Raw genomic sequence first — 15,192 nt, forward strand, 5'->3', positions numbered from 1 at the left:
TTCGGTGTTTGTCACGCCGATTGTCACGAGGGGGAATGCCGCAAAGCCTTGTACGAGTTGGGCTGCAGCAGCGGTAGAAGCGCCCGTCTCTTTCCGGAAGAAAGAGACGGGCGCAGGTTGGCGCAGTGAAATGGCCAAGCGGATAGGTTGCTGCAGGGCAGCTATAAAGGGGTATGAGTTGCCGCAGTGGGCACACTGGTAAAAGTAGGCATCCATCACATGGCTGTGACCGTGCGAGCCGCCGGACGCTAATCGCACTTTGGGAGAACCACCATGGCGTGGCGTAGCCTTAAAGGTTCTGGCTACCTGGGTTGCTGTCAACGACAGCGCCTTGCCCGATCTTTTCTACGCCTGTGGATAATTCGGATCAAGGATTGATTTGTCCTGACTATGCGGCAGACCTTTGGTCTTGGCTGATCCTGGAAATCGGTGGTGCCTCCTAGATTCCGAGGTATTTTATTTTTTAATGTCGGTCCCTTCAAGCAGGGAGGCTGCGCATCCCTGCTTGAAGGGACCCGGCTTTGACGTCGGTAACCAGATACCTCGTGGCCCCGCGCCGATGTTGGCTGCACCGCGGTTGCGGGATTGTTGCTATATCAAGGCTGGTGGCTGCGAGACGTTGGCTCCGCCATGCAATCCCTTCTCTCGGGCATAGCCGGCGAGCCACCTACAGGCTACTGCGCTTGCACCTTTCACCCACCGAACTGAATGACCCTAGGCATTTTAGGCATGAGCCAATAGATGAGCGGGAGCTTCGCAATCACCGTTATATTGAGCGACAGGCGCATGGCCGAAATCCATATCCGATACTCGCACCTATGCCCTGCCATGGTGGCGGATCGCCGGAGTCGATCCTGCTCCTGGAATGTACTGTCTGGTGCTGACTTAATGAGCTCGCACCACAATTTAAAAATCGATCAATACCCTGATTCGATCAATTTGGCATAGTCATCGACGAACTCCTGTCGAAGATAGAAACGTCGATAAGCCTGCTCTACCACCGTAAAGTACTCCTCTGGCTGACTCCAAGCGACCTTCGACAGCAACTCTGCTGATTTGCCGATATCGCTGTGGTAGTCGTTGTATTTCACGAGGTCGTCGAATCGGAAGCCAAGCTTTGCCAACTGTTTATAGCTTTCCTGTTCTATCTGGGTGATTGCTCCGGAGAGCATGACATCCGGGGAACCTAGGGTTTCACACCCGCCTTCCGCGCCAAGAGCTTCGTCCCAGCGCAGTACGAGTTGGCGGTAGTCGAGGTACGCGTTCGCGCGTTCGCCGCCATTCGTACTCTGCTGACTCAGCACATGCGTAGCCTGAACAAACTCCTTATAAAGTGCGAAGTATGCAAGGGTAACTCCGCTAGTCAGCGCAAATGCGATAGTCTCTTCTGCGGTCGCGCGACTTTCCCAGCGACCACCAAGCATGAAGTACGCCTTCGTATGGATTCCCGCTTCGCGAAGACGTCCGAACAGATCCGTGATCCGTTCATTGTCTGTTCCATTACCGCCCTTAAGGCGCTTTCGCCGACTTTCTGCGCCGACCTCTACGCCGAATGCAAGCATTCGACACCCGGAGTCGGCGAGGAACTCGATAAAGGAAGTGCTTGTGAACTGTCTTTCGTATTCAAAAAAGTCCTCCAGGCGGAAGATCCCTCGCCAGCCGAAACTGGCTCCAGTCGACTTACGCAAGCTCACCATCCCGTTAAGAAACTCCTCAGCCCAAGCTACTGCGACTGCGCGGTTAACCCTTTTGGTCGGATCAATCGCAGCAATCTGGGGTAGTAGGTTGTCATCAACGAATTGAACGCAAACGTCTTGGTGGGTGCACAATTGCTGCAGCTCATCAAGTACTCTATCAACGGCACGGCGCTTTTCTCCGCCGCTCGCACTCTTGCGTTCGGTGCAGAAGGCGCAGTCCCAGTCGCACCCCTGTGACATGACCACGTGTGCCTCATGGATGTCTCGCGTCATCGAGCGAGTTCTTGCAGGCTCATACTGCCCATACGGTCCGCTAAAAAGCCGCCGGTCTACAAGTACATCTTTCCACTCAGGTTCAGATGCACTGTTACTAGACGATGCCGCATTGATTGGGTGACGGATGTCACGTGAGGCAAGGATTGGGCTATGAGTATTTGCAATCAGTGTCGGCGATGAAGGCCAAGGCTCCGCCGTCTTGTCGAGCTCTGACAACAGGGTCGAAAGGTTCTCTAGCTCAGCACTGGAGATCGCGAAATCCCATGACTCTCTATCCTCGCTTTCCGTGAGCGAGTAGCGCCAGACGTCTAATTTTGCAGCCGGCCCGCCGACGACAAGTAAGGGGCGGAAGCTCACTCTCCGGATTGTCTTGAGTAAGCTAACCGTTGAACGCAGCGTCGACAGTACGGTGTTGAAGCCTATAAGATCGAAGGCCCCCGCAAATTGTGTCACGCTCGAACAGAGCTCCGGGAACCTGTGGCAGTCTACGAGCTGGACATCATGTCCGAGCGAGGCCGCGTAGGTCGCGAGTAGTCCCATCCCTAGAGGGGGAGTGCTGGTGTAAGACGTACGATGCGTCTCCGATGGTTCCGGCATCGCAATGGGTGGCAGCACGAACAGAACGCGTTTCACCAGCTTTTGGGCTGCTGATCTAGCGTCGGAAACCTCTGGGTGCTGACTGCCGTATAGCGTTGGACTAACGGTGCCGAGCACGGGGCCGAGCAAGTGCCTAGCAAGCGGGAAATCATTGATGGTGAACTTTGCATAGGGCGAGTCAGACAACGTTGCATGTTCCCGCAAATAATTCCGCAGGAATTCTCGGTGTAGCCAAGGATGCCCTGAATCTGAGTAGACCACGCTGTCAATGATCTGGCCGAGCAAAAGATTGAGCTCTGACGTTCCTGGCTTGGCCACCGTTCGACGCGACGCATGCAGTCGAGACCGTAAGGTGCGTGAAAATGCGAGATCTAAAGCCGCCCATCGGATGGTTTCATCCTCATCGCCTGCCATCGAGGAGAGAACATCGAGCAACTTAGATGTTCCTACCCCTGTGCTAATTAAACCTGCATAGAGTCGTTTATCGCCTCGCCAAAGAATACGGAACGGCTTTCCCTGGTAGTCGCTAAGGAATCCGACGGCCTGTTCTGCCAATTGGCGAGCAGGGTCAGATCGCAGAGACATAAGCGCCAGGATTGTAGGTACGAGTCTGGGATCTTCGTGAACAAGAACCCCAACATCATGCGATTCCGCCTCCACCTTATTGCAACGATCGTACTCTTCTTCATAAGCGATATGCATTGGTCGTGCCGGCAACACATGAGACCAATTGGGGAAGATTGCCGTGAGCCGAGCAAGACGCGTCTGGAGATGGACATCGTCGTCCAAAGTCTGAGACAGGCTTTGGAAAAACTCCTCCGCAACCGCCTGCGCGCTATGCGGAAACTCGCTTGAGAACCGAGATGCGTAAAAAAGCATTTCCTTGCGCAGGAAAGGTTCTCCGTAAAGGGATTCGAGCATGCGCGGGGTAAAAAGCTCTGCAAACTCGCTGAAATTTGTCGCTATACTCGCGCAAGCTGCCATATAGCGCCAGCAAACATCTAAGTGTCCAGAATTGCGAATAGCAGCGATAAACGTACTGTCACCAAGACGAAACTCTGGAAGAGTTTCTGCAACGGCAGTTCCGATTGTCCGCAACTGCTCGTACAAAATACGTCGCATAGCAAGCTGGGGTTGCTTTCCGATGTCGCTGAAATAATTGAAAGCAGAACAAAGTGCGCCCCAGTCGTCCTCTATCATGAGGTGATTCAAAATCTCCATTACGGAGTCCACTACGTCCGAACTCTGCTGATCTGATGCGCCGTTCGCCACCGACTGAGCAAACTGCTGCCTCTCCCACCAATGGATCGAGCTTGGCAGTACCCATCCAATTTCTTTGATGACTTCCTCGGCAGTGAGCCTCCATGAAAAGCGACGCTTGAGCTGCTTGGCGAGATTGATGGCAGCTACTTTGCGCTGAGGTAAGTCTTCGGTGATACGGCCTATTGCTTCTGCAACTACATCGACGTCGTGCAAAGCTGGTTTGCCGGGGACTGAGCTACCACTGAGATTGACATATTCAATGCTCTGGAAAGAGACGTCGGGCAGTTGCTGTCGAAGGTCATTCAGAAGCATTGCGAGCCCAGACTGGCTAGAGCAAATCAACGGAACGCCGGCACATAACGCCTCCCAACCAGTTAAACCGAATCCTTCATGCCAGGACGGCATAAGCGCAAAATGCGAGGAGGCAAGATGTTGGTGGATTTCTGCCTGTTGGTTACTGAAAGGAATAGCCACAATCTCAAATGCAGTGTCCTGTTGTGCCCGCTGCGCTAGCGAAGCAAGCAGAGTTCGATCTTTTTCAATATCAACACCACAGGCGTAGAGTTTGCCTCGAAAACGCCAGGCGGGCTGCTCTTTCGCCCGACCTCGGCGGTAAGACTCCAGCAGCGCCTCGACTGCGAGCACACCATTTTTAATCGTGTCGTCCTCTAGATTAAGCCGACCAGAGATAAACACTTGCAGCCCCGCACGTTGATTTAGCGACTCGTGCGCAATCTCTGCGGCCCCAGGTAGTAAACACTTAACCGGCGATTTATTGCTGCGGCCATCGAGGCTGCGAGCAGACTGAAAACTTGCCTGTAGCCATGGCCCAACTGCGAACGCATGGTCTGCGCGCACAACGTTTTGTCTCTGTAAATTCGAACGAGTATTCACTTCTTCAAGAGAGAGTCCCTTCTTATGCCCGTACTCAAAGTAATCCATATGACTGACGATTGCTGAAAGAGCCGCAACCGGGGTTAGGCGCTTCTTCAGCTCGCTCGCACAGTCAATTGCGAGCTGCCCAGTCTTACTGTCGTGTCCAATGACCAGCAGCCCCTGCAAGGTGCCGTGTTCGTAGCTACGACAAACGTCGGTGATATCCTCAGCAAGCTCTTCCGACGTAGCCTTTACCACTCTTAGATCAATCTGCTCCTTCGTCTGAGTGTCACTCGGCAATTCGTCGACATAGCAGATGCAGCGACTTCCCTTGGGGAGGGCTTCACTCATGCCCCGTGTGAGCCCTGTGTTGAACACGTTCAGCCCCCCGAGCTCACTCCCCCAACGCGTCGCGAGGAAAACCACTACATACGCCATCAATTCCTCTCAAATAATGCTCAGGGCTAATAAAGTGCGATACGCGACGAATTCATCATTAAGCCAGATCGAACGCCTTTCGAGCGAAAATTTCGTGCTAGTTCTTAACGCGGACATTGTCATCCACAACTGCAAACACAGATTAAGCGCGAATGAGAGAAACAGCGGCTCTAGCCAGCGCCTTATGATGACTCACCTCCCACGATACCCACATCAAAACTCAGTGAACGGAGGTGCTTCTGCTCTTTCTACGTCTCATGAAGGCAGCTTCTGGCCGAAATCCTACGTGTCTGATTTTCAAGGACGGCATTTTTATCCTCGGCGGTGTGCACTGGCGCCTTTTTTTGGCCCCGGAGACGCTTCAGTAGGGTTGATGAGCCCATACCCATAATTATGAATTATCGCTGGACCGAAATTACTGATTTTTGTTTTGAAATCAGGAGTTGTTCACGAGCCGACGTTTCTGCCGGGGCTGAAATCAGCATCCCTGTTTTTAGTAGTCACCTAGCCTTTTCCTTACTTATAGGTCAGTTGCTTCGGCGGCGATGTTGCATATTTCGCCCAAGCGTTCATCAGCTCCTTTCGCTTGTCAAAGAAGTCCGATCGGGAATATGCGCTTTCAGTTTCCCCGCGTTCGTCGTGAGCTAATGCAAGCTCACAGATCTCTCGAGGGAAGGCCGTGGTCTCGCCTGCCCAGTCTCGGAATGTCGAGCGGAAGCCATGGCGCGTGATGTGTTCGTAGCCCAATTTATGAAGCAGGCTGCGAATGCCGTTAGCGTGCATCACGCCGCTACGGCCGTTTCCAGGAAATAGGTATGGGCTTCGTACTCGAACTAGTGATATGCCTTTCACCAGTTTGACGACCTCAGGTGCGAGCGGGATGGCGAATGACTGGCGCGTCTTCATTCGCTCAGCCGGCAGCGACCATCGACCTGACTCCAGATCGAACTCGTCCCATTGAGCAAATCTCACCATGTGGCTACGTGCGCCGGTAAGGATCAGGAGTTGAGCCGCTAACGATGCGGCGTTGGGGACACTACGCAATGCCTGCATGAGCTCAGGTAGTTCCTGCCACGCGAGGGCAGGGTGATGAATACGCTTGCGAGCTTTCTTCTTCTCATTACGGCTGAGCAAATTTTCCAGATGGCCACGCCAGCGAGCAGGGTTTTCACCAGTTCGCAGCCCTCGGGATTTAGCTGCGTCCAGAATTTGCTCTATTTGTCCGCGTACTTCGTCGGCGGTTCGTGTCTTGGTAGACCAGATCGGTTGCAGAGCTTTGAGAACTTGCTTGGTGTCGATCACGTCTGCGGATAGTTTCCCTAAATAGGGAAAGGCATAGAGCTCGAGTTTGCGACACCAGCCCTTGCGCCATTTCTCCGACCAGCTCGACCCGTGGGCATCCCGGTAATCGTTCGCTAACATCTCGAAGGTTATTAGCTGTGCTTTCTCGCGCCGTTCAGCCTCTTTCTTCGCCGTTTGCTCAGCTTGGCGTTTCGCGAGCGGGTCATTCCCCTTCAGGATCTGAATGCGGTTTTCGTACGCCGCCGCACGGGCTTTCTTGAGATCGAGCAGGGGGTAGCTACCCAACCCCATTTCCCGTCGCTTGCCATTCAGCTGGAAACGTAGAACCCAGGTTTTTCTACCGGTGGGTTTCACGAAAAGCCTGAGTCCATCACCGTCTTCATAGGTGCCTGGCTCAGTCAGATTCTCGACCTGTTTCGCGGTGAGCTTGCCCATGGTCCTTCCCTCTGTTCCCCCACTTTGTTCCCCCACTTTCGCGTGGAACACAACGGATTAAAACGGAAGTCGCTAGACCAAAAATAGGCCGAAACCTTTGATCTAGCAAGGCTGTAGCGGATTTCAGCAGATGAGAATAGCTTTCAAAAAGACATTAAAAAGCCGGCTTGTGGCCGGCTTCTCGGGGACTGGCTTGGTTTATTTTTGGTAAACCGTACCAGCCTTCAAAACGTACACCCGGATCTTGCGTCCGGCTGTGGGACTTGGCGAGAAAGTCATCTGCCTTGTCGGTGCGATCGGACCGGCGCGGGGCGGGTCGATGCAAATGTGGTGCGCAGCATACTGATTTTTTTGGGGAATTCCCAGTGCGATGTGTATTGCAGGGCGTTGCGGTGGTCATGCAAAGGGTACTGGCGGGCGCTGTTTGTTGAGGGTGGACCACCAGAACACCCAGCCGAGGACGTCGATATCCTGTTTTTTGATTTGTTCGGCGCTGAAGATTTCGTCCGGATAGCCACTGCTGTTGTGGCTGCGCAAGCGCAGGGCGCCGCCGGGGAGGCGGTGCAGGTATTTGATGCGCAGCATGCCGGCGTGCTGGAGGGCGTAGATCTGGCCGTCGATGATCTGGGTCAGGCTGCGGTCGATGGCCAGGGTCGAGCCGTCTTCGATTCTCTCCGACATGCTGTCGCCGACCATGGGCACGCAGATGGCGTGGATGGGTTTGACTTCCAGGTTCTCCAGGTAGCGACGGGGCAGGCGAACGGCTTCGCCGGGGATTGCGACGACATGGGTGTCGCTGGAGCCGAGGGCTTTGGGCTGTTCTTTGTAGAGCGGGATTTCGATGTCGGGGGAGTCGACACTGACCTGGTATTGCTCGCGGGACTCCCGGGTGTCCAGCAGGGGGATAGTCGGCTCGGGCGCTTGGCCGATGACGGGATGCTTGGGGCCTTCGCCGTTGATCAGCCATTGGCTGTTGACGCTCAGCAGGCGGGCGATTTCTTCGACGCGGGGGTAGGGCACGCCGCGGATGTACCAGTTGTTGATGTGCTGGGGCTCGACGTTGCAGAAGGTAGCAAACTCCGAGGGGGTGATTTTCACCTCCTTGAGGAGTGCCTTGAAGCGTGGGCCGCATTTGTGTTTTTTCATAAACGCGGATTTTACTCAGTCAACTAACGGTATTGAATAAACAAACCGATCAATTTACGCAGGAATATCTGCTTGTTTTGCAAGAGCTTGTAAGTGAGCGCTAAACGCAACTAAACAACCTTCCAAATTGTATTAATTGGACTGTTATTTGAAGTTTCTATAGTTATAAAAAAACCCCGGATAACCGGGGTTTTTCAAGCCGTCAGTGGCGCCAGGCCAATGCCGTCTCAGCCTTTGTAGGCGGCAACCGACTTCATGATTTCAGCGCGCGCAGCTTCGGCGTCGCCCCAACCGTCGATCTTCACCCATTTGCCTTTTTCGAGATCCTTGTAGTTCTCGAAGAAGTGCTTGATCTGTTCCAGCAGCAGGGCTGGCAGGTCGGTGTATTCCTTGATGTCGACATACAGCTGGGACAGCTTGTCGTGTGGCACCGCGATAACTTTGGCATCGCCGCCGCCGTCGTCGGTCATGTGCAGGATGCCAACTGGACGTGCGCGGATGACCGAGCCTGGAGCAACCGGGTAAGGGGTTACAACCAGCACGTCGAGGGGGTCGCCATCGTCAGCCAGGGTGTTGGGGATGAAACCGTAGTTGGCCGGGTAGAACATTGGGGTGGCCATGAAACGGTCAACGAACAGGCAATCGCTGTCTTTGTCGATTTCGTATTTGATCGGCGCGTGGTTAGCCGGGATCTCGATCGCGACGTAGATGTCGTTCGGCAGGTCTTTGCCAGCCGGAATCTTGCTGTAGCTCATTGGGCGGTGCCCCCGTTAGTGGCCAAATGACTTGGCCGGATTGACCAAAAAGTGGCGGCGATTATAGGCATATTCCTGAGCCTGTGCCACGTACCAGAAGTCGCGTAGACCTTAGTCGTGTGGTTGATACGCCGGATGTTCGGCTTGCAAATGCGCAAGCCTTGCCAGGGGATCCTGGCGGTAGAACAGCTGCAGTTGCTGATAGACCTGTGGATAACTGCCGTGCAGCAAATCCGGGGCGCTGAAGAAGTATTCGCTGGTGACGGCGAAGAACTCGGCAGGGTTTTCCGCGGCGTAGGGGTCGATCGGCGTGTCGGCATCGGGATTGTGGTCGAGCTGGCGGTTGAGGTCGTCGTAGGCGTGTTGCATCACCTGCGCCCAGTCCGAGACCCGCATGTCACTGTGCAGCGGCGGCAGGCCGTTGGCGTCACCGTTGAGCATGTCGAGTTTGTGCGCCAGTTCGTGGATCACCAGGTTGTAACCTTCCCAGCCACCACTGGCCATCACTCCCGGCCAGGCCAGGATGATCGGCCCTTGCTGCCAGGCTTCACCGCTGTGTTCGCCGTCCCACTCATGCTCCACGCCACTGGCATCGCGATGGCGCTGCGGGCTGAGGAAGTCGTCGGGGTACAGCACGATCTCATGGAAACCCTGGTACCAGTTCAGATCGCCCAGGTGCAGCAGCGGCAATTGAGCCTGGGCGGCGAGCAGCAGGCGTTGTTCCTGGTGCAGTTCGACGCCGGGCAGGCAGGTCAGGTGTTTGTCCTGCAGGAACAGCACGGCCGACTCGCGCAGCCATTGGTCCTCGGCCTCGCTCAGGCCGTCGAGAAAACTCAGGTGCTGACGGACTCGCTGCCAGGTTTCATCGGCAACGGGGTGCTTGGCCAGGGTGCGTTGGCGACGCCAGGTGCTGAGCAGGCCCATGGGCGATCAGCGCGACTGGGCTTTGGAGCTCGAGCCACCGAAGCGGCTGCGGACCAGGCCAATGATCATCGGCACCAGCGACAACAGGATGATGCCTACCACCAGCAGCGACAGGTTCTTCTTGATGAAGGGCACGTTGCCGAAGAAGTAACCCAGGGTCACCAGGCCGCCGACCCAGAGGATGGTGCCAAACACACTGAAGGCGAAAAAACGCGGATAGGGCATCTTGGCGACACCGGCGACGAAGGGCGCAAAGGTCCGGATGATCGGCAGGAAGCGCGCCAGCGTCACGGTCTTGCCGCCGTGCTTTTCATAGAAGTCGTGGGTTTGTTGCAGGTAGTCGCGGCGGAAGATTTTCGAGTTGGGATTACTGAACAGTTTTTCCCCGGCCGTTCGACCGACCACATAGTTGGTACTGTCTCCGAGTATCGCCGCCAGCATCAGCAGGCCGCCCAGCAGCACCGGGTCCATGCCGCCACCGGCGGCGACGGCACCGGCGATGAACAGCAGCGAGTCGCCCGGCAGGAAGGGCATGACCACCAGGCCGGTCTCGCAGAAGATCACCAGGAAAAGAATGGCGTAGATCCATGGCCCGTAGTTGGTGACCAGCATATCGAGGTACACGTCGAGATGCAGGACAAGGTCGATCGGGTTGAAATCCATGGAGGGCACCTGTGTGGCGGCTCGACTCGGCAAGCCTGTGCGGAAAGTCTGAAAAATATGACTACAAGGCCGCGGGCTATTTCTTACGGCCGATAAAGATCGCGATTATACGGACAGCAAAGTGAAAAGCGTGTGGGTTTTGTAGCGAGGGATTACGAAGGCGATGGTGTGAGGATTGCCGGGGGAATTAAGTGCATCGGGTTCAGCCTGGGTTCAGGTTTCAGGGGCGCAACGCACCCCCGGCGGGAGCGTGCGCCCGCGCCACCTGGAAACGTCACAAATGTCAGAGTTCGTCGCTGATCGGCAAAATGTAGTTCTTGAACTCGCTGTCTTCACGAAAGCCCATGGACTCGTAGGTTTTTTGCGCCACCAGGTTGTCGCTGCTGGTGGACACGCGCATGCGCACGGCCTGGGTTTCCTTGGCCATTTTTTTCGCGGTGCGCATCAGGTTGTCGGCGACCAGTTGGCGGCGGGCGTCTTCGGCGACGTAGATGTCGTTGAGGATCCATACCCGCTTGAGCGACAGGGACGAGAAGCTCGGGTACAGCTGGCAAAAGCCCAGCAGTCGGCCATCGTCGTCATCTGGCAAGGCCAGGTAAATCACCGACTCCTTGCGGCGCAGGCGTTTTTCGAGGAACGCGCGGGAGGAGTCCGGATAAGGCAGCGAGCCGTAAAACTCGCGGTACTTGACGAACAGAGGCGTCAGCAGGTCCAGGTGCTCGAGAGTAGCTTGAATAATCCGCATGCTAGAGGCCTCAACTTCAAGTAGATATGACGGCAGTTTCCAGTGGATTTGACGGCAATTGATCCATCACTCGGGCAGCCGTTCGTCGACTCTGCCTCAAAGCGCGACTAAAACGCAATGCGCAGTAGACTCAGGGTTTCTGCGGACCGAGCAGGAAATTGGAGCTGGTTTGTGCGTCGTTTTCTGACTCGATAGTCTGCAGTTGCGCCTCATCTTTCAGGTTGACGCCCGATAGCTGCCGGCGACAGGCCTCGCGCATCAGGTACAGCAGGCGGTGGGCGGCCATGCCGTAGCTCAGACCCTCGAGGCGGACATTGGAGATGCAGTTGCGGTAGGCGTCCGTCAGGCCGACCTTGGGGTTGTAGGTGAAATACAGGCCGAGGCTGTCGGGCGAGCTGAGGCCGGGGCGTTCGCCGATCAGGATCACCACCATTTTGGCTCCCAGCAACTGGCCGATTTCGTCGGCCACGGCGACCCGACCTTGTTCCACCAGAATCACCGGCGACAGGGACCAACCCTCGGCCTCGGTCTGTTCTTCCATGCGCGCCAGGAAGGGCAGGGTGTGCCGATGTACCGCCAGTGCCGACAGGCCGTCTGCCACCACCACGGCCAGGTCGACCCCGCCTGGGTGGGCCTCGGCATATTCACGCAGGGTTTGCGCCGAGTGCTCGGAGAGTTTGCGCCCCAGGTCCGGGCGCTGCAGGTAGCTATGCCGATCGCTGGCGGCGCTGTGCAGCAGCAGGCTGGCGCGTCCGGCTGTGGCCAACTGCGTGCTCAGCCCGGCGTGATCGAAGGGCAGGTGCACGGCGTCACGGGCCTGGGCGTGGGCGTACTGGAAATCCAGTTGGGCGCCGGTCGGCATGCTGGTGCCGGACCGGCCCAGGGCGATGCGCGCAGGGGTCAGGCGGCGCAGTTCCAACCAGGGGTTCTGCGGGTCGATCGGTGGTTGTTCCATGAGCACCTCTTTCATCCCAGTTGCGCCAGGGCCTGGCGGAAGGCCGGCGGCAGGTTGTTGCCGAACCGGACCTTGCCGTCACCCTGCGTGAAAATACCCATGTTCGCCAACCATGCCTCGAATTCCGGGGCCGGTTTCAGGCCCAGGGTCTGGCGCGCGTAGAGGGCGTCATGGAATGAGGTGGTCTGGTAGTTGAGCATGATGTCGTCGGAGCCGGGGATGCCCATGATGAAGTTGATCCCGGCCACGCCCAGCAGGGTCAGCAGGGTGTCCATGTCGTCCTGGTCGGCTTCGGCGTGGTTGGTGTAGCAGATGTCGCAGCCCATGGGCACGCCGAGCAACTTGCCGCAGAAGTGGTCTTCCAGGCCGGCGCGGATGATCTGCTTGCCGTTGTACAGGTACTCCGGGCCGATGAAACCGACCACGGTGTTGACCAGGAATGGCTTGAAATGCCGTGCCACGGCATAGGCCCGGGTCTCGCAGGTTTGCTGGTCGAGGCCGAAGTGGGCGTTGGCCGACAGCGCGCTGCCCTGGCCGGTCTCGAAATACATCAGGTTTTGCCCCAGCGTGCCGCGATTGAGGCTCAGTCCGGCGTCGTAGCCTTCCTGGAGCACGCTCAGGCTGATGCCAAAGCTGGCATTGGCGGCTTCGGTGCCGGCAATCGACTGGAACACCAGGTCCAGGGGCACGCCACGGTTGATCGCCTCGATGGAGGTGGTGACGTGGGTCAGGACGCAGGCCTGGGTCGGTATTTCGTAGCGCTGGATCACCGCGTCGAGCATTTCCAGCATGGCGCAGATCGAGGCGATGCTGTCCGTGGCCGGGTTGATGCCGATCATCGCGTCGCCATTGCCGTACAGCAGGCCGTCGAGAATGCTCGCCGCGATACCGGCCGGCTCGTCGGTGGGGTGGTTGGGTTGCAGCCGGGTCGACAAGCGACCGCGTAGGCCCAGGGTCCCGCGAAAGCGGGTGACTACGCGAATTTTCTGCGCCACCAGCACCAGGTCTTGCACGCGCATGATTTTCGACACGGCCGCGGCCATTTCTGGCGTCAGGCCGGGGGCCAGCGCACGCAGACTGTGTTCGTCGGCGGCGTCGCTGAGCAGCCAGTCGCGAAAGCCGCCGACGGTCAGGTGGCTGACGGTGGCAAAGGCGTTGGCGTCGTGGGTGTCGATGATCAACCGGGTGACTTCATCGGTCTCGTAGGGGATCAGCGCTTCTTGCAGAAAGTGCTTGAGCGGGATATCCGCCAGGGCCATTTGCGCCGCTACCCGCTCACCGTCGTTCTGCGCGGCGACACCGGCCAGGAAGTCTCCGGAGCGTGCCGGGCTGGCTTTGGCCATGACGTCCTTGAGGTCGTCGAAGCGGTAGGTCTGGGCGCCCACGCTATGGGAAAAACTTGCCATTTCAGTCTCCGTTTCAAATAGGGCAGTGCGCTGCCCGGGGCCGGCCGTGGCTGAGCATGCCACGCTCGGCGTGGGCAGCGCACTTCAATGCAGCAGACTCAGGCCGTTGCCTTGGTGCCATCGGGGTGCAGGGTTTCCGGCAGCGGCAGGCCCAGGTATTCGCCCTTGGCAATGATCCCGGCGGCGCGGTCCTCGGCTTCCAGTTGCAAGGCCTTGGGTACCGACAGCCAATACGCCAGGCCCACGGCAATGAAACCTGCACTTATCTTGCCAATCAGCACCGGCAGAATGATGGTGGGCTGGAAGTTGGCAGTGAAGGACAGGTGGTCGCCCAGCAGGAAGGCCGCGCACACGCCAAAGGCAATGTTGATCACTTTGTCCTTTGGCGGCATGAAACGCACCAGGCGGAACATGGCCAGGATGTTGGCGATGGTCGCCAGCATGCCGGCACTGCCAACGGCGCTCAGGCCGATCTTGCTGCCCAGGCTTTCCAGCGGCTTGCCCAGGTACTTGCGCAGCAGATAGACCATCGGGAAGGCACCGGCCAGCATGATGCCGATGTAGCCAGCGGTTTCCAGGGCGCGGGTCTGGTCTTCAGCGTCGGCGATGATCGGGTGGAACCCCCAACTGCCGAACACCAGGGTGAATACACCGGTGAAGTACTCGACGATGGAGAACACCAGGACCAGCTTGATCGCGGCGTCCAGGGTGCGCCCGAAGATGATGAAGCCCTTGATCATCAGGTCGGGCAGAAAACGCAGGCCCAGGGCCAGGGCCACGACGAAGATCAGGATCGGCAGCAGGTTGGCGAAGATGCTGCCCAGGCCCAGGGCCAATTGATAGGTGGCTTCGCCGTTGGTCGACACCAGGTCGCGCACCAGCGGGTTGCTGAACGCGAGGATGACACTGGCAATCAGCACGCCCAGCGGGATAGTCAGGATGCCCGACATGATGCCCAGGGCCATGTACTTGTGGTCGCGCTTGTCGAGCATCGCCAGGCCCATGGGAATGGAGAACACGATGGTCGCGCCGCCCATGAAGCCGGTGATCAGCGCCATGACCAGTGCTTCTTTACTGGCCGCCAGGGCCGAGGCCAGGTGATAACCGCCCATGTCCGAGGCGATGATCATGGTCGCCGCCAGTGCCGGGTCGGCGCCCAGGGAGCTGAAGAACGGGCCGAAGGCTTTTTCGATGACCACTGTCAGGTAGGGGATGGACGCCATGATCCCCGCCGCCGGCACGAAGATGTGCCCGGTGGCGTGGATGCCTTCCATGAATTCTTTACCAAGTCCTTCATCGCTGTTGTAGATCGCCGCGAAGGCGCCGAGTACGGCGCAGAACATGATGAGATAGAGCACGTAGTTGCCGATCTGATCCATTGCGGTTTCCTTTCTTATTGTTGTTTTCCAGCGCGGACGCTGTGTTTCACCAAAGGCGCGCGGGCTTTTGCGATTTTCTGCTTGCAGCCGTGCGTCCGGCCGCCGAAGAAGGGCCGAATGCACTGCATGAAAAAAAAGTCTTGCCAGTACAGGTGAGTCCCGGCGACCGAAGTCGCCGGGAGGTTGGATCAGAAGAAGCCCAGCGGGTTGATGTCGTAGCTCACCAGCAGGTTTTTGGTTTGTTGGTAGTGATCGAGCATCATCTTGTGGGTTTCACGGCCGACGCCGGACTTCTTGTAGCCACCGAACGCGGCGTGCGCCGGGTACAGGTGGTA

The 15,192-nt window shown here is 57.4% G+C and carries 11 protein-coding genes; all 11 read right to left on the minus strand.

The genetic code is table 11. The features are described from left to right. Nucleotides 1–917: 917 nt before the first annotated feature. Nucleotides 918–5,147, minus strand: coding sequence for a radical SAM protein (locus ACIOVD_RS23630; RefSeq protein WP_401130519.1), 4,230 nt, complete (start codon nucleotides 5,145–5,147; stop codon nucleotides 918–920). 516 nt (nucleotides 5,148–5,663) lie between these two features. Next, nucleotides 5,664–6,884: a tyrosine-type recombinase/integrase gene (locus ACIOVD_RS23635; RefSeq protein WP_401130521.1), complete on the minus strand. Its 1,221-nt coding sequence runs from the start codon at nucleotides 6,882–6,884 to the stop codon at nucleotides 5,664–5,666. Nucleotides 6,885–7,280: 396 nt separating this feature from the next. After that, entirely contained in the window at nucleotides 7,281–8,030 is a 750-nt protein-coding gene (locus ACIOVD_RS23640) for an XRE family transcriptional regulator (protein ID WP_401130523.1), read from the minus strand. A 227-nt stretch (nucleotides 8,031–8,257) separates the two neighbouring features. Then, nucleotides 8,258–8,785: an inorganic diphosphatase gene (gene ppa / locus ACIOVD_RS23645; protein ID WP_095166255.1), complete on the minus strand. Its 528-nt coding sequence runs from the start codon at nucleotides 8,783–8,785 to the stop codon at nucleotides 8,258–8,260. A gap of 111 nt (nucleotides 8,786–8,896) precedes the next feature. Next, a complete protein-coding gene (locus ACIOVD_RS23650; RefSeq protein ID WP_095166257.1) occupies nucleotides 8,897–9,709 on the minus strand; it encodes a zinc-dependent peptidase in 813 nt (270 codons plus the stop codon). Nucleotides 9,710–9,715: 6 nt separating this feature from the next. Further along, nucleotides 9,716–10,372, minus strand: a complete 657-nt coding sequence (locus ACIOVD_RS23655; RefSeq protein ID WP_095166259.1) for a DedA family protein — start codon at nucleotides 10,370–10,372, stop codon at nucleotides 9,716–9,718. A 283-nt stretch (nucleotides 10,373–10,655) separates the two neighbouring features. Then, on the minus strand, nucleotides 10,656–11,117 hold the full coding sequence (locus ACIOVD_RS23660; protein WP_095166261.1) for an N-acetyltransferase: 462 nt from the start codon (nucleotides 11,115–11,117) through the stop codon (nucleotides 10,656–10,658). 130 nt (nucleotides 11,118–11,247) lie between these two features. Continuing rightward, nucleotides 11,248–12,072: an ethanolamine ammonia-lyase subunit EutC gene (gene eutC, locus ACIOVD_RS23665; protein WP_095166619.1), complete on the minus strand. Its 825-nt coding sequence runs from the start codon at nucleotides 12,070–12,072 to the stop codon at nucleotides 11,248–11,250. Nucleotides 12,073–12,083: 11 nt separating this feature from the next. Then, a complete protein-coding gene (locus ACIOVD_RS23670) occupies nucleotides 12,084–13,478 on the minus strand; it encodes an ethanolamine ammonia-lyase subunit EutB (RefSeq protein WP_095166263.1) in 1,395 nt (464 codons plus the stop codon). A 98-nt stretch (nucleotides 13,479–13,576) separates the two neighbouring features. Then, complete coding sequence (gene eutH / locus ACIOVD_RS23675) at nucleotides 13,577–14,857, minus strand: ethanolamine utilization protein EutH (RefSeq protein WP_095166265.1); 1,281 nt, start codon at nucleotides 14,855–14,857, stop codon at nucleotides 13,577–13,579. 188 nt (nucleotides 14,858–15,045) lie between these two features. Beyond that, on the minus strand, nucleotides 15,046–15,192 hold a 147-nt coding region (locus ACIOVD_RS23680), incomplete at its 5' end, for an aldehyde dehydrogenase family protein (protein WP_086247892.1).

The organism is Pseudomonas sp. NPDC087626 (assembly GCF_044743405.1).
In the GTDB taxonomy this organism is placed as follows: domain Bacteria; phylum Pseudomonadota; class Gammaproteobacteria; order Pseudomonadales; family Pseudomonadaceae; genus Aquipseudomonas.